The following is a 15422-nucleotide window of genomic DNA, read 5'->3' on the forward strand; positions in this document are numbered from 1 at the left end:
CGCTGTCAGCCTGCCTTGCGCAGCGAGCGTGAAGGATTTTCATCCGATCCGCCCTTCGGGGGCGTAAACAGCACCGCGCCATTGGCATCAAGCGCGAGCGGGACCGCGAATTCCACGCCCATGCGGTCCTCCCGGCTCCAGCGCGCATGGGCGTCGAGCACGTAGCCCTGCGCCAGGTGCACCGCAAAGGTCGTGCCCACCGGCACGTTCCACAGGCCCTCGATCAGGGCGCCTGTCTGCGAGATGTTGCGGATGGTGCCGTTGTAGGCATGGTCACCATGTTCGAGCACGACCTTGCGCAGCATGGTCTGGCGCGAGGCACGGCTGGAGCGGGGCCCCTGCGCGACCGCCTCCAGACCGCGGGCCAAGCGGGCATTGGCGTCGGTAACGGTGAGCGCCTTCTCGTAGATGTACCCCTGCACGTGGCTGCAGCCCAGCATCCGCACGAGGTCCAGTTCGTCGAGGGTTTCCACCCCTTCCGCCGTCGTCTCCATGCCCAGCGCCTCGGCCAGGCTGACGATGGAGGAGATGATCGCGCCGTTGCGGCTGCCCTTGATGGTCGCGCCGCGCACGAAGCTCTGGTCGATCTTGATCTTGTCGAAGGGCGCTTTCTTCAGATAGCCGAGCGAGGAATAGCCGGTCCCGAAATCGTCGAGCGCCAGGCGCACGCCCACGCCCTTCAAGGCGCTGAACATCGTCTCGGTCGACTTGTCCTCGCCCAGGAACACGCTTTCGGTGATCTCCAGTTCAAGACGGCCGGGCGCAATGCCCGCTTCGGCAATGGCACTCGTCACGATGGCCGGCAGCGCCGGGTTGGCGAACTGCAGCGGCGAGACGTTGACCGCCACGCGCACGCTTTCGGGCCAGCGGGCAAGGTCGCGGCAGGCGGTGCGCAGCGCCCACTCGCCGATCGGCGCCACGAGCCCGGTATCCTCGGCAATGGGCACGAACTTGGCCGGAGAGATGTAGCCGTGGACCGGGTGCTTCCAGCGCAGCAGCGCCTCGAAGCCGGTAATCGTCTCGGTCGTGGTGCGGATCTGGGGCTGGTAGTGCAGCTCCAGCGTGCCATGGGTGATGGCATCGCGCAGGTCCTCCTCCATCTGCTGACGCTCCTTGGCGTCGGAATGGAGGTCGTCATCGTAGAAGTGGTGGCGCCCGCGCCCGCCGCCCTTGGCCGCGTAGAGCGCAAGGTCGGCGTTGCGGATGATCTCTTCGGAGCTCGTGCCGTTCTGCGGGCACGAGGCAATCCCCACCGAGGCACCGATGACCACGCGCGCGCCATCGATGGAATAGGGCTGCGAGAGGTTTTCGATGATCCGGCGGGCCAGATTGGCAAGCCCCTCGGTGACGTGGTGGCCGGGCAGGATCACCTCGAACTCGTCACCGCCCAGACGCCCCACGCGGCCATGCTTGCCCACGGTCGCACGCAAGCGGTCGGCCACCTGGCGCAGCAGCGCATCGCCCGCCGGATGGCCCATGGTGTCGTTGACCTGCTTGAAGCGGTCGAGGTCGAGCAGGAACACGGTACAGGCGCGGCTGTCGAGCCGGGGCGCGGCGAGGATCTTCTCCAGCCACTCGGACATCTGGAAACGGTTGGCGAGCTTGGTCAGCGAATCGAAACGCGCAAGCTGGGTGACGTGCTGCTGCGAGCGGCGGGTCTCGGTGAGGTCGGTACCCGAGCCGCGAAAGCCCATGAAATTGTCGAACTGGTCGAGCACAGGGCGCCCCGAGATCGACCACCAGCGCTCGTCTCCGGGGGCACCGGCGGTCGCCGCGCGCACCGACAGGTCCTTGAAGGAGGAGCGGGTCGAGAGATGGAAGACGAGCGTGCGCTCGTTCTCGTTCTCGTGGCCCCGCAGCAGGAACAGCGCCGAGAGCGGACGTCCGACCAGATCTTCGGGCGTCGTCTTCAGCAGCGCGCAGATATGCGCCGACACATACGTGAGCTGACCACGTCGGTCGGTCTCCCAGAACCAGCCCTGCCCGGTCTCCTCGTATTCGTTGAGCAGTTCCTCGGCGCGGCGCTGCTCGCGCTCGCGCTCGGAGCGCGCCTCGATCTCGGCGCGCACATGCTCGCTGCGCTTCACCGCAAGGTAGAGGCCTATCGCGGTTCCGCCCAGGAGGAGCATGAACGAGGGCACCGAGCCCGAAATGGTCCAGGCCCCGCCCCACAACGCCACGGTGGCCACGATGATCGAGGTCAGCCGTCCTTCAAGCAGGACATTGGCCATGAGGATGAGGATGACGAAGCAGCTGGCGGTCGTCTCCCAACCCAATTCGGGCACGCGCTCGGTCCAGCGCGCGCCGACATGGCCGAACAGCGCCATGGGCACTCCGATCGCGAAGATCAGCAGGAGATAGCGCTTCCAGCCGGTGCGCCCGATGTTCTGCTCCAGCCGGAACAGGCGCGTGCCGGCCAGGCAGATCGCAAAGCTGATCGCCAGAAGACCGGCGGAGAGCGGGGTCGGGAAGCTGTGCGAAAGCAGCCCCATCGTCATCAGGATCGAGCCCATGCAGATGACGATCAGGATCCAGTTGGCCGGAAGGAGATAGAGGAGCGGATCGCTGGTCGCAGCGACGCCTTCGGCGGCCGCCGCGAAATCGCCCGGCTTGCCGCGCGCAGCCGCTACCTTCCCGGCCATCGCAGGCGTGCGTCGGCGTGCGCCGGAATCGCTCCGGGCCGCAGTGTCGCCCGAGCCTTTCCCAGCGCCTTCAATCGTTTGCCGTTGCACGTCCGATTGCGTGGCTCGCGCGCGAGGCGCAGCGCTCTGGCGACCGGGTCCCATTCTGCTCATGGATTGGTCTTGCCGCAAAGCAATTGCGAAACGGTTAAATGTGAACCACCTGCGCGCACTTCGCAGGCCCTGTTCGTACGAAAATTCCCCAAGATGCGCGGGATCGAAGCGTTAACGCGCCCGAGCCACGGCCCTTCCCCATGCAAAAGGGCCGGGAGGACAATGCCCTCCCGGCCCTCGAAAGCCGTTCCTGAACGATTGTCTGCGATCAGACGCGCATCGGCATCAGCACGTAGAGCGCGGGGCTCTTGTCGTTCTGCCGGATGAGCGTGGGCGCCCCGGCATCGGCGAGGTGCAGCTCGACCGAATCGCCGTCGATCTGCCCCAGGATGTCCTTGAGATAGTTGGCGTTGAAGCCGATCTCGAAGCTGTCCGCACCGTAACCGGCGGGCACTTCCTCGGCCGCGGTGCCGTTGTCGGGCGAGGTCACCGAGAGCGTGATGCGGTCAGTGTCGAGCGCCATCTTCACCGCGCGGGTCTTTTCGGTGGCGATCGTCGCGACGCGGTCCACACCTTCGAAGAAGGCGCGCGGATCGAGCGTCAGCAGCTTGTCGTTCCCGGTCGGGATGACGCGGGTGTAATCGGGGAAGGTCCCGTCGATCAGCTTGCTGGTCAGCACGACGCCGATCTCACCGCCGAGCGTGAAGCGCACCTTGCTTGCCGACATGTCGATCAGCACGTTGGAATCGAGCGATTCCTCCAGCAGCTTGCGCAGTTCGGCGACGCATTTGCGCGGCACGATCACGTCGGGCATGCCATCGGCCCCGTCGGGACGCGCGATGGTGAAGCGGGCAAGACGGTGGCCGTCGGTCGCGGCGGCCTTCAGCTCGTCCTCGGTGACGTGGAAGAAGATGCCGTTGAGGTAGTAGCGCGTTTCCTCGGTCGAGATCGCAAAGCGCGTCCGGTCGATCATCTGCGCCAGCGTGGCGGCCGGAATCTCGAAGCTGGTCGGCAGCTCGCCTTCGGCGATCATGGGGAAATCGTCGCGCGGCAGCGTGGGCAGCTGGAAGCGGCTGCGGTCGGCCTTGACGACGAGGCGGTTGTCCGCGGCGGCCAGGCTCACCTCGCTGCCGTCGGGCAGCTTGCGGGCGATGTCGAACAAGAGGTGTGCAGACACCGTGATCGCGCCGGGTTGTTCGACATGGTTGGCGTTGAGCGTCTCGACCACCTGGAGGTCGAGGTCGGTCGCCATGATGCGCAGCGACGAGGTGCCCGACGCCTCGATCAGGACGTTCGAGAGGATGGGAATGGTGTTGCGGCGTTCGACAACGGACTGCACGTGGCTCAGGCAACGCAGCAGCGTGGAACGTTCAATGGTGGCCTTCATAGCAGCCTCAGGTCCCCTTTGGTCGGCCCGGGAATGTTCATAATCCCCAAAAACAGGACAAATATCTCTAACGGACGCAAGCCTCGCGGCAAGCGGGAACTGGTCCACAGAAGGTGAATCTGGGGATAATTCGGGGGAGTTTCATGCTTTTTTCGCATGAGGGCGCTGGCAAGATTGATCTTGCACTGCAGCAAGGAAGCGCCATGTTCGCTTCAAAGCCCCTGAGATGCCAGCGAAACCACGGGAGTCGAAGCGACGTGTCGAGTACCCTTCACATCCAGCGCAAGGACCACGACGGCGCCCTTGCCATGATCGACCTCGAGGACTGGAAAAAGGCGGTCGCCACCATCGAGGACCTGCGCCTTGCCGATGGCGATGCGCAGCAGATCAATCCGCGCACCCACGAGATCGTCTCGATGCCCAACCGCGGCGGCGACGTCGAGATCTGGCGCCCGGACTGCGAGGACTGGCTGCGCGTGTTCTGGTACTCGCCCGAGGGCTACATCAGCTTCCCCGCCCCCGAGCCGGGCGTGCGCGAGGAGCTACACCGCCTCTCGCTCGCGCGCAGCCTTGCCCTGAAACTCGACGCCAAGATCTACGATGACGAAGGCGTGGAAACCGACTAGCGCGCCGCACTCGCCTGCGCGAGAGGCGCGGCGGCAAGATCCGCGCTGTCGAGGTTCTCGACCTCACCTTGCGCGTCGATCACGAACAGTCCCGATCCAAAATCCGGCCCCTCGGTGATGATGTGCACCATGTAGGGCTGGCCGGGGACGAGCGGCGGCGGGGTCTCCTCTCCGGGAACGCCCAGCGCCTGCCCGTAGGCAAGCGGGAACGTGGCCGAACAGGCCTCCTGCGAAACGGCCTGCGACCACACCGGCGCGCCTTCCAGCCCCGAACCGTCGACACCCACGCCCAGGACGTCCTCGCCCGAGGCAACCGGGGTCACCGCGACCTCGCGCACGCAGCCCGGATCGCCCCAGCCGCCCCAGTTGCCGGGGGTGAAGACGATGGAATCGCCCTCCTTCCCGGCCGCGAGGTCATAGTACTGGGTGCAGCCTGCCAGCAGCAGCAGGACAAGCGCAGCTGCGGCAGGACGCACCCGGCATCGCATCAGATCATCACCATGCCGCCGTTGACGTGCATGGTCTGGCCGGTGACGTAGCCCGCTTCCTTCGAGGCGAGGAACACGGCCGCCGCGGCGATGTCATCGCCCTCGCCCATGCGGCCCATCGGGATCTTCGCGTTGAGCGCGTCCTTCTGGGCATCGGGCAGGACGTCGGTCATCGCGGTGCGGATGAAGCCGGGCGCGATGCAGTTGACGGTGACGTTGCGGCTGGCGAGCTCCTGCGCAAGGCTCTTGGACATCGCGGTGATGCCGCCCTTGGCCGCGCAGTAGTTCATCTGGCCAGGGTTCCCGGTGGTGCCCACGACCGAGGTGACATTGATGATGCGGCCAAAGCGCGCCTTCATCATCGGCTTGGTCACGCCGCGCATCAGGCGGAAGGTCGATTCCAGGTTGATCTTGATGACCTGGTCCCACTCCTCGTCCTTCATGCGCATGGCCAGGTTGTCGCGGGTGATGCCCGCGTTGTTGACGAGGATGTCGATCTTGCCCAGCGCCTCGAGCGCGGCGGGGACCAGCTTCTCGACCTGCTCGGCGTCCGAGAGGTTGCAGGGAATGGCGACGTGGTCGACTTCCTGAGGAGCCTGCGGGGTGTGCTCGTCCAGCTCGTCGCGGAACGCGCGCAGCTTGTCCGCGTTGGAGCCCGAGATCGCAAGGCGCGCGCCCTGCGCGGCCAGCTTGCGGGCAATCGCCGAACCGATGCCACCGCTGGCGCCGGTCACAAGGGCGGTCATTCCGTGAAGGTCAAACATGTCATTCCTCATTGGTTCTCAAGGCTTCCTCGCGAGGAAGCGCACGACGGCGCTTTGCCCGCGATGGTATTCGCCTTCCGTGATCTCGCGCACGACTTCCTCGGCGCAAATGGGTTCAAGCCCCGCGAATTCGGCCAGCAGGCCCTCGCGGGTCATCGTCCAGTCCTTCTGCGAGGGCGGCGGGCCACCTGCGCCGGGCTGGGTGTACTTGTCCGGAGTATAGGCTTCGAGCAGGACCGTCCCGCCCGGCTTCAGTGCGCGGACGACGCGGGCGTGGACATCGCGGCGCAGGCGCGGGGGCAGGTGCGCGAAGATCGCCACCACACTGTCCCACACGCCCGTGCCCATGTCGTAGTCCGCCAGGTCCACCGCGCGCGTCGCGATCTCCACGCCGCGCTCTGTGGCAAGCTCGCGCGCGCGCTGGAGCCCGACCGGCGACTGGTCCACCGCCGTCATATCAAAACCTTGCTGCGCCAGCCAGACCGCGTTGCGCCCCTGCCCTTCGGCAAGGCACAGGCAGCGCCCCGGCGTCAGGTCCGCGACACGCTCGACCAGGAAGTCGTTGGGCTCGCAGCCATAGGCAAACTCGGCCTCAGCGTAGCGCGCGTCCCACATGGCAGCTCTCCCTCGATCCTTCCGGGCCTCTGGCGGCCCAGCTATACCGGCTCAGAGCGTTTTGGCCAGTTCCTCAATCTCGGCCATGCTCGAGGCGGTCAGCACGTTCACATCGCCCGCCGAGCGCTTGATCATGGGCCCCACGACCTTGCCGCCCAGTTCGACGAAATCGGTGACGCCCGCCTCGGCCATCGCCATCGCGCTCTCGCGCCAGCGCACGCGGCCGCAGACCTGCTCGACGAGGAGGTACTGGATCGCGGGCGGATCGGTGACGATGGCGGCCGTGACGTTGGCGAAGAGCGGCACGCTGACCGCGCCGGGGCGCGTTTCCTCAAGCGCCTTGGCCATCGCGTCGGCGGCGGGCTGCATCAGCGGGCAGTGGAACGGCGCGGAGACCGGCAGCAGCACGCCGCGCTTGATGCCGTGATCCTTGACCATGGCGACCGCGCGCTCAATCGCGCCCTTGTGGCCCGAGAGGACGACCTGGCCGGGATCGTTGTCGTTGGCGACGGTGCAGACCTCGACCTCGCCGTCAGGGCCGGTCGCGGCCGCTTCGGCAAGCGCGGTGGCCTTGGCGATGTCCGCGCCCAGGAGGGCAGCCATGGCGCCCACGCCAACCGGCACGGCGGCCTGCATCGATTCGCCGCGAAGCTTGAGGAGACGCGCGGTGTCGGCAAGGCTGAAGGCGCCTGCCGCGCACAGCGCGGTGTACTCACCCAGCGAGTGCCCGGCGACGAAATCGGCCTTGTCCGCAAGGCTGATGCCCCCGTCCTTTTCCAGCACGCGCAGCACGGTGATGGCGTTGGCCATGATCGCGGGCTGGGCGTTGGCGGTCAGCGTCAGCTGGTCCTCGGGGCCTTCGGACATGATCTTGAAGAGGTCCTGGCCGAGCGCGTCGTTGACTTCCTCGAAGACCTCACGCGCGGCTGCGCTGGCCTCAGCCAACTCGACGCCCATGCCCACCTTCTGGCTGCCCTGACCCGGAAAAACGAACGCACGCATCAGCAAAATCCTTTCATCCCGGCCGTGTCTGTCCATGGTGAGTGCCGGGGAAACTCGCAGCGCTTAGTGCGCTCCGCGCCCAAGGGCAAGCCATCGGCGGCGGCCTTCACCGGGCGCTCGCCGCCCCGAAGGGTACGATCCTGTTGGCCGCATCGTGGCCGATGTCGGCCTCACCCAGATAGGCAATGGCGTGGCGCTGGCACCAGTGGCGCGCGATCTCGTCGGCGCTCGCGCCAAAGGGCCGGTCGTTCTCGGGCACCGCGCTCACCCGGCCAAGGCGCAAGCCCGCGATGCCGCCCAGGTGCGCGGTGAGGTGGAAGAACAGCCGGTCGACCGCATAGAGATACTCGGACACTTCCTCGACCATGACCACGTGGCCCGCAAGGCCCGGCATCAGCGGCGTGCCCGCCAGCATGGCCAGCGTCATCAGGTTGAAGGCGACGACGGGGTGCTTTTCGCGCGCAAGGCTGGGTTCCACGTGCGCCTGCCCGGCCCCGGTCAGCCAGCCGAGCGCGCGGCGGATCGCCTCTTCCCCGCCCTCGCGGCGGATGTCGGCCAGCATGGGGCCATGCACGGGGCGCCCGATGCGCGCGCGGTAGAGCCCGCCCAGGAGATAGCCCGCATCCGAATAGCCCAGGAACACCTTGTCCTGCGCCGCATGGTCCATCGCCGCGAGCGCGTCCTCGGCGACGCGGCACGCGCCATAGCCGCCGCGCGCGAACCAGACGGCGTCGATGGCAGGATCGTTGGCGCAAGCGACAAGGGCTGCGGTGCGCTGCGCATCGCTTCCGGCAAAGTGGCCCTCCTCGGCAAAGCATTGCTCGTGGACGAGGAGCTCGACGCCGGGAAACTCGGACGCGGCCAGCGCCTGGACGCGCGCGGCATCCTCGCGGGTGATCGGGGTGGACGGTGCACAAACAGCGATACGCATGGTGATGTCCTTCCTATCCATGTTGTCATGCGCTGCAAGGGCGCATACCGATAGCGCCATGACCCAAAGCCCCGAGGCCGCTGCTGCCGCCGATCCCGCCACTGCCCCCGCTATCGCCACGACGCCCGCGGACCTGACGGCGCATCCCTGGTTCTTCTGCGGCATTGGCGGGTCGGGCATGCTGCCGCTGGCCCTGATCCTCAAGGGCCTTGGCGCGACCATCGCGGGCTCGGACCGGGGCCGCGATCAGGGCCGTAGCCCGGAAAAGTTCGCCTGGCTGGAAGAGCTGGGCTTCACGCTCCACCCCCAGGACGGCAGCGGGATCACGCAAGGCGCACAGACCCTCGTCGCCTCGGCCGCCGTCGAAGACACCGTCCCCGAAGTCGTGCGCGCCAAGGAACTGGGCTGTGCGCGCATGAGCCGCGCGCAGCTTCTCGCCACGCTCTTCAACGCGGCCGGAGAAGGCATCGCCATCGGCGGCACCTCGGGCAAGTCGACCGTTACCGGCATGACCGGCTGGATTCTCACACAGACGGGCGCCGATCCCACGATCATGAACGGCGCGGTGATGAAGAACTTCGTCTCCGAGGACGCCCCCTTCGCCAGCGCGCGCGTGGGCAAGGGCCCCGCGTTCGTCTCCGAGGTGGATGAAAGCGACGGCTCGATCGCGCTCTACCGTCCCAAGGTGGCCGCCCTTCTCAACGTCAGCCTCGACCACAAGTCGATGGAGGAGCTGCGCCGCCTCTTCGGCGATTTCCTCGCTTCGGCCGACATCGCCGCGATCAATCTCGACGATGCCGAAAGCGCCGCGCTCGCCCACCGCGCCAAGGCCGCGATCACCTTTGGCATCACCAGTCCCAATGTGCGCCTGCGCGCCGGGGAGATCGTCGAGGGACCGACCTCGCTCCAGGCCACGGTTCACGACCGGCTGGAGGGCACGCGCCACGCGCTCACGCTGCAGGTGCCCGGGCGCCACAACCTCTACAACGCGCTCGCCGCGATTGCCGCCAGCCACGCCGCCGGGGTGCCGGTGGCCGACGCGGTGGCCGCGCTTTCCAGCTTTGCAGGGCTCGCCCGCCGCTTCGACATCGTGGGCACCTCGCCCTCGGGGATCACCGTCATCGACGATTTCGGGCACAACCCGGACAAGGTCGCGGCCACGCTCACGACGCTGAAATCCCACCCGGGCCGCGTGATCGCCTTCTTCCAGCCGCACGGCTACGGTCCCTTACGGCAGATGGGCGCCGAGCTGGCGCAGGTGATCGGCTGGAAGCTGGGCGCCAACGACGTCGCGATCCTGTGCGATCCGGTCTACTTCGGCGGCACGGTCGACCGCAGCGAGGGCAGCGAACGGATCGTGCGCCTGATCAAGGAAGCTGGCGCGCGCGCCGAGTACGTGCCCGAGCGCAGCGCCTGCGCGGACCGGATTGCCGAGATCGCGCAGGCCGGTGACCGCATCGTGGTGATGGGCGCGCGTGACGACACGCTGACGGTCTTTGCCCGCGACCTGCTCGCCCGCCTCGCCTGAGCCAGGCGTTCGAGCAGAATCGCCGGGCCGCCGGCCCTTCGTGCGGGCCGGACGGCGTCAGGAAATGCGCGCCAGCGGATGGTAGAAGCCGCTCTCGATCCATTCTCCCGCCTTGGCTTCGAACGCCTTGACGTGCGGCGCACAGGCGTGGGCATCGAAGGTCGCGCGGTCACGCCACTGCTCGGTGATCACGAAGCGGCGCGGGTCGTCGAGGTCCTGATGCAGGTCGTAGCGTACGAAGCCCTCTTCCTGGTGGACCTGGGGCACAAGCTCCAGCAGCGCGTCGCGCAGCTTGTCCTCGCACCCGGGCTTGGCGATGTTGAAGGCCACGCAATGGACAGGCTGGGTATCGGTCGTGCTCATGGGTCATTCCTTTGTGCAGGCAGAGGTCGGGCCTCGCTTTCCACGGTGCAGGGCATCCGCGTAAAGAGAGGCCGTTCTTTCAAGCACCTAGCTGGTTAGCGCAGGGGCAGACGGACAGCCCTGCCCTCCTCCACGGCGCGATGAGAAGTTCTCATCCTGCCCTTTCGGGAACCCCTGCCCGCTCGTGCCAGACCGTGGAATAACGACGGCTCGTCCGCCAGCCCCGCAGATATCCCTAAGGGCCCCCAACTCGGCTTTAGCAGGCCCACCGCTAGAGGACGGATGCCACGAACATTCGGGAGCGGATATGTCTTTACCTGCACAAGGTTCGCCCGTGTGGGGGCGACTGGCCAACGGCGGCCTGTCGCGCCTGCAGACGAGCCACCTGGGCACACAGATGCTCATGAAGCGGCTGGAACTCAGCCCGGCCCCGGCCAGCGCCAAGGCCACCGAGATCTACAACTATTTCGTCAAGTGGGAGAGGTCCCTTGCAAATGAAGTCGCCCAGCTCAATCGTCTCTGAGGGCGGGGCCATCAACGGCCTCCTGCCCGTCGACACCGTTGTCGATCTCATCAAGGCCGGGGCCAGCCTCAGCCTGGCCGGCCGCAAGGCCGCGCTCGACCGGCTGCCCGCGGGCAACTGGATCGCGGGCACCTCGCCCTACTTCATGACCGCGCAAGGGGGGCGGATCGTCGATGACGACGTGCTCTTCGTGACCGACCTCGGCGCGATCGGCACGGTTACCTTTGCCACCTACGAGGCGCATGAACTGGAACGCATCTCGGGCGAGGCACCGGATAACGGGCTGGCGCTTGCCATCATTCCGGGCGGCTCGGCCTGCCACACCGAATTTGCCCAGAACGCCGCGAACTACCCGATGGCCTTCATGCGACCGACCGTGGGCTGGATCTCGGGGCACGACCTGGAAAAGGAAGGCCACACCCCCTGGGTCTACGATGGCCAGGTAGCCAAGGCCTTCCCCGACCGCGTCGCGGTGGCCCAGGTCACCCTGCCCGACGGCGAGAGCCCGGTGATCGAGATCGTCAACATCTTCGCGCCCGACGGCGGCGACGTGATCCACTTCGAGGAGACCGGCTTCACGCCTGAATGGTGCACCGTCAACGGCACCCGCCAGCGCTTCTGCGACTACGTGCTGGCGCGGGGCCGCGAGGGGTGCGACCTGCCGCTGGTGGGCAACTACGGCGGCGCGCACGTCAACGCCTCGCTCAAGACCATCGATACCGAAACCGGCACGGTGGAACTGTTCGCGCCCGTCTTCCCCGGTGTCGACTATGCCTTCGCCGCGCCGGTGGCGGACTATGCCGGCGATTTCCGTCAGGCGCTCGCCGAACACCCCACCGCAGGCACGGTGTGGTCGTGCAACTGCATTCTCAACTTCATGTTCGGCAAGCTGGAGGGCGTGGCCATCGGCGGCGCGGCCGGGCCCGTCACCTTCGGCGAGATCGCCTACCAGCTGCTCAACCAGACCATGGTCGTTCTGCGCAAGGAGTGATCCCTTCTCCATCCCCCGCACACGGCCACGGCGCGCCGGGAGACTTCGGTTTCCCGGCGCGCATTGTTTCGGCAGCTCGCGGCGCCTTTACCCTAGGCCGCAGCGCTTCGCGTAGGCCTACGTAAGCCACTGCTTACGCAAAATTCCACAAGCCTCCCTAGGACCAAGGCATCGAAATTCAACGAGGCCATGGCATGTCCGACACGACATCGAAGATGGACATTTCCGAGCGGCTGGAAATGTTCGCACTGACGGAAACCGACAATTCCCGGTTCGGCGGAATCGCCCGGCTCATCTCCCGCGCCGGGCCCGCCGTCCTCGACAAGTTCTATGCGCTCGTCCGGGCCGACCGACGACGGGCCGCCTTCTTCAAGTCGCAAAGCGTCATGGACCACGCCCGCGCCAAGCAGCTCGACCACTGGGTCGACCTGTTTTCCGGCCGGATCGACAACGCCTACATGGCCCGCGCCGAGCGTATCGGCCATGTCCACGCCCGGATCGGCCTGCCGCCCACCTTCTACGTCGGCGCCTATGCCCAGATCCTTGCCGACGTGATCGAACGCGACATGACCGGCGGCCTGGCCGGACCGCTGATGAAGGGACGGGCCAAGCGGCTGGGTACGCTGGTCAAGGTTGCGCTGATGGACATGGACATCGCCATCTCCTCCTATCTCGAAGCGCAGGACCATAGCCGCGAGACCACGCTTTCCTCGCTGTCCACGGCGCTGGAAACGGTCGCGCAGGGCGATCTTACCACCCAGCTCGAGGCACTTCCCGCCGGGTTCGAGCAGATCCAGTCCGACTTTGCCGCGATGTGCGACTGTATCGCCCAGACGCTGGGCGCGGTCGCCGCCTCCTCCGAGCAGATCCGCGTCGGCGCCTCGGAAATCCGGGCGGCGAGCGATGACCTCTCGCAACGTACCGAAAGCCAGGCCGCCGCGCTCGAGGAATCAGCCGCCGCGCTCGACCAGCTCACCAGCGGCGTGCAGACCTCCGCGCAAGGGGCAGGCGAGGTCAACCGCTCGGTCTCCGAGGCCGAAGCCGAGGCGCGCGAAGGCGGACAGGTGGTCGAGGAAGCGGTCGAGGCGATGGACGGCATCCAGAAGTCCGCCCAGGAAATCGGCGCCTTCGTCAACGTCATCGATTCGATTGCCTTCCAGACCAACCTCCTTGCGCTCAACGCCGGGGTCGAGGCCGCACGCGCCGGCGATGCCGGCAAGGGCTTCGCGGTCGTCGCCAACGAAGTGCGCGCGCTGGCCCAGCGCTCGGCCGAAGCGGCGCAGAACATCAAGGACCTCATCGGCTCGTCCGAACAGCAGGTCGGGCGCGGCGTCGCGCTGGTGGGCCGTACCGGCGAAGTGTTCCGCCGCATCGTCGACAAGGTCTCCGGGATCACCGGGCTTGCCGCGCAGATTTCGGACAACTCGCAGAACCAGGCCGGGCAGCTGGGTCAGGTCAATTCCGCCATTGGCGACATGGACCGCATGACCCAGCAGAACGCGGCCATGGTCGAGGAAACCACCGCGGCGGCGCGCAACCTCGCCCAGCAGGCCGAGGATCTGGCCAAGCTGGTGCGCATGTTCAAGCTGGATATCGGCGCGACGGGCGGGAATCCCTTAAGCGTCGTGCCGCCCTCCCCGGCGCCTGCTCCTACGCCGCGCGCGCTTCCGGAGCCTGCGGCCTATTCCGCGCCGCGCACCTCGGGCGCACTGGCTCTTCAGCCCGAAGAAGCCACTGACGCCGACTGGGCCGAATTCTGATCCCGGCGCGCCGGGCAGTCTCGAACAGCAGATAGGGTGAGCTGGCCCCAGCCAGCTACGATCACCCGTGCACAGCGCGCACTCAGATCCGTGCGACAACCTCATCCATCGCGCGAAGTCCCTTCTCGGTCATCCGCACGATAGATCTTCGCCCGTCGCGTGGATCGTCCAGCCGCGTCAGCAACCCCTTGCGCAGCAACACGTTGAACCAGCGCAGCGCCGTTGTCGGAGCGACGGCCGAGGCGATACAGACCGACTTCACGCTGCACTCGCGGCCCTGCTGGTGCATCGCATAGAGATCCAGAAGAATGTCCCAGGTCGGCTCCCCGAACAGGTCCTTGCCCAGGATCTCGTCGCGCAGTCGGCGCACACGGTAGAGGTTCCCGACCGCCTCCAGCCGTGACTTCGGCACCGCCGGTGCATCCACGCCTGCCGCCTCCTGCTCCTCGAGAAGTTTCGTCAGTTCGTCGATGGCGGCGCGCGCGCGCATCATCGCCACATACCCGTCTTCATTCCGATTATCCATCGACATGCCCACTACACTCTCTCCGAACTACAACAATTAAATGCAGTTAAGCACGAATGAGCCGATCGACTGAATTAAATAAAAACAAGGTTAATTATAGACATATGTCCTAATTTCGGACAGACATTGTGTATACCATTAAACAATCAGTGCGCTGTCTTGCCGCCCTCATCCTTGGCGAACATGTGCAAGGCAAGCGCGATGATCGTGCCCAGCACCAGCCCAAGCAGCGCCGAGACCACGGCATAGGACACCCAGCCGGCGATGCCGCCCAGCGCGCCCGTAGCCTGCGCCACCGCGTGCTCGACACCGTGGGCAAAATGCGCCGGAGCCGGCAGGCCCAGTTCCTCCAGGCCGTGCAGGATGATGCCCCCGCCGACCCACAGCATGGCCAGCATGCCCACGAAGCTCAGCACCTTGAGTACAATCGGCATGGCCTTGAGGAGGAAACGCCCGAGGGCCTGGGCCGCCTCGGACGACTTGCGCACCAGGTGCAGGCCGACATCGTCCATCTTCACGATCAGTGCCACCGCGCCATAGACGCAGAAGGTGATGACCAGGCCCACGATAGCCAGCGTCACCGCACGGGTGAGCAGGCTGGCATCGCTGACTTCCGACAGCGCGATCGCCATGATCTCGGCCGAGAGGATGAGGTCGGTGCGGATCGCGCCCTTGGTGCGCGCCTTCTCGAAGGCGACCGGGTCCTTGATCTCGTCGTCCAGCGTTTCGCCGTGCTTGGTGCCCGAGACCTTCTCGATCACCTTCTCCGCGCCCTCGAAGGAGAGGAACAGGCCGCCCGCCATCAGGATCGGGGTGATCGCCTGGGGCAGGAAGGCGCTGAGGATCAGCGCGATGGGGAGCAGGATCACCAGCTTGTTGAAGATCGAGCCCTTGGTGATGCGCCAGATCATCGGCAGTTCGCGGTCGGGCGTGAAGCCGGTGACGTAGCCGGGGGTCACCGCGGCATCATCGATGACCACGCCCGCGGCCTTGCTCCCCGCCTTGGCCACGCCCGCCCCGACATCGTCGATCGAGGCAGAGGCCGCGCGGGCAATGACCGAAACGTCGTCGAGAAGGGCGACAAGACCGGTGGGCATCGTAAAGGGATCCTCATGAAAAACGGGGCAGAAGGCCCCTCAAGACGACATGCGGGGGATTTTTTCGGCAATCAAGCGAAAGCGGC

15 protein-coding genes are annotated in these 15422 nt (G+C 66.6%); 5 read left to right on the forward strand and 10 right to left on the reverse strand.

What is annotated here, in order from left to right; genetic code table 11:
• Positions 1 to 5: 5 nt before the first annotated feature.
• On the reverse strand, positions 6 to 2642 hold the full coding sequence (locus MTR65_RS00250; protein WP_243796227.1) for an EAL domain-containing protein: 2637 nt from the start codon (positions 2640 to 2642) through the stop codon (positions 6 to 8).
• Between the two features lie 361 nt (positions 2643 to 3003).
• A complete protein-coding gene (gene dnaN / locus MTR65_RS00255; protein ID WP_039394510.1) occupies positions 3004 to 4122 on the reverse strand; it encodes a DNA polymerase III subunit beta in 1119 nt (372 codons plus the stop codon).
• Between the two features lie 257 nt (positions 4123 to 4379).
• Here dnaN and MTR65_RS00260 point away from each other — a divergent pair, with 257 nt between their 5' ends.
• Positions 4380 to 4748, forward strand: coding sequence for a hypothetical protein (locus MTR65_RS00260; protein WP_243796228.1), 369 nt, complete (start codon positions 4380 to 4382; stop codon positions 4746 to 4748).
• On the opposite strand, the gene MTR65_RS00265 is transcribed toward MTR65_RS00260, so the two are convergent.
• From MTR65_RS00265 to MTR65_RS00285, 5 genes are all read right to left on the reverse strand, one after another.
• Complete coding sequence (locus MTR65_RS00265) at positions 4745 to 5224, reverse strand: hypothetical protein (protein ID WP_243796229.1); 480 nt, start codon at positions 5222 to 5224, stop codon at positions 4745 to 4747. The two genes, MTR65_RS00260 and MTR65_RS00265, sit on opposite strands and share 4 nt — an antisense overlap.
• Before the next feature lie 11 nt (positions 5225 to 5235).
• Entirely contained in the window at positions 5236 to 6000 is a 765-nt protein-coding gene (gene fabG, locus MTR65_RS00270; protein ID WP_039394519.1) for a 3-oxoacyl-[acyl-carrier-protein] reductase, read from the reverse strand.
• Positions 6001 to 6018: 18 nt separating this feature from the next.
• Positions 6019 to 6615 (reverse strand): SAM-dependent methyltransferase, encoded by a 597-nt coding sequence (locus tag MTR65_RS00275; RefSeq protein WP_243796231.1) that lies wholly within the window; start codon positions 6613 to 6615, stop codon positions 6019 to 6021.
• 51 nt (positions 6616 to 6666) lie between these two features.
• A complete protein-coding gene (fabD, locus tag MTR65_RS00280; protein ID WP_243796233.1) occupies positions 6667 to 7617 on the reverse strand; it encodes an ACP S-malonyltransferase in 951 nt (316 codons plus the stop codon).
• Between the two features lie 106 nt (positions 7618 to 7723).
• A complete protein-coding gene (locus MTR65_RS00285; RefSeq protein ID WP_243796234.1) occupies positions 7724 to 8548 on the reverse strand; it encodes an LD-carboxypeptidase in 825 nt (274 codons plus the stop codon).
• Positions 8549 to 8606: 58 nt separating this feature from the next.
• Between MTR65_RS00285 and MTR65_RS00290 the strand changes: the two genes are divergently transcribed.
• Entirely contained in the window at positions 8607 to 10076 is a 1470-nt protein-coding gene (locus tag MTR65_RS00290; RefSeq protein ID WP_243796235.1) for a glutamate ligase domain-containing protein, read from the forward strand.
• 57 nt (positions 10077 to 10133) lie between these two features.
• On the opposite strand, the gene MTR65_RS00295 is transcribed toward MTR65_RS00290, so the two are convergent.
• Positions 10134 to 10439, reverse strand: a complete 306-nt coding sequence (locus MTR65_RS00295) for a putative quinol monooxygenase (RefSeq protein ID WP_243796236.1) — start codon at positions 10437 to 10439, stop codon at positions 10134 to 10136.
• A gap of 307 nt (positions 10440 to 10746) precedes the next feature.
• Between MTR65_RS00295 and MTR65_RS00300 the strand changes: the two genes are divergently transcribed.
• From MTR65_RS00300 to MTR65_RS00310, 3 genes are all read left to right on the forward strand, one after another.
• Positions 10747 to 10962, forward strand: a complete 216-nt coding sequence (locus MTR65_RS00300) for a hypothetical protein (RefSeq protein WP_039394532.1) — start codon at positions 10747 to 10749, stop codon at positions 10960 to 10962.
• Positions 10934 to 11953, forward strand: coding sequence for a DUF6976 family protein (locus MTR65_RS00305; RefSeq protein ID WP_243796237.1), 1020 nt, complete (start codon positions 10934 to 10936; stop codon positions 11951 to 11953). The genes MTR65_RS00300 and MTR65_RS00305 overlap by 29 nt, the downstream gene beginning before the upstream one ends.
• 194 nt (positions 11954 to 12147) lie before the next feature.
• A complete protein-coding gene (locus MTR65_RS00310) occupies positions 12148 to 13713 on the forward strand; it encodes a globin-coupled sensor protein (RefSeq protein WP_243796238.1) in 1566 nt (521 codons plus the stop codon).
• A gap of 82 nt (positions 13714 to 13795) precedes the next feature.
• Here the strand turns inward: MTR65_RS00310 and MTR65_RS00315 are convergent, their stop codons facing one another.
• Positions 13796 to 14239 (reverse strand): helix-turn-helix domain-containing protein, encoded by a 444-nt coding sequence (locus MTR65_RS00315; protein WP_243796239.1) that lies wholly within the window; start codon positions 14237 to 14239, stop codon positions 13796 to 13798.
• Positions 14240 to 14385: 146 nt separating this feature from the next.
• Positions 14386 to 15336 (reverse strand): DUF808 domain-containing protein, encoded by a 951-nt coding sequence (locus MTR65_RS00320; protein ID WP_243796241.1) that lies wholly within the window; start codon positions 15334 to 15336, stop codon positions 14386 to 14388.
• Positions 15337 to 15422 lie beyond the last annotated feature (86 nt).

This window comes from Novosphingobium mangrovi (assembly GCF_022818885.1).
Taxonomy (GTDB): Bacteria; Pseudomonadota; Alphaproteobacteria; order Sphingomonadales; family Sphingomonadaceae; genus Novosphingobium; species Novosphingobium mangrovi.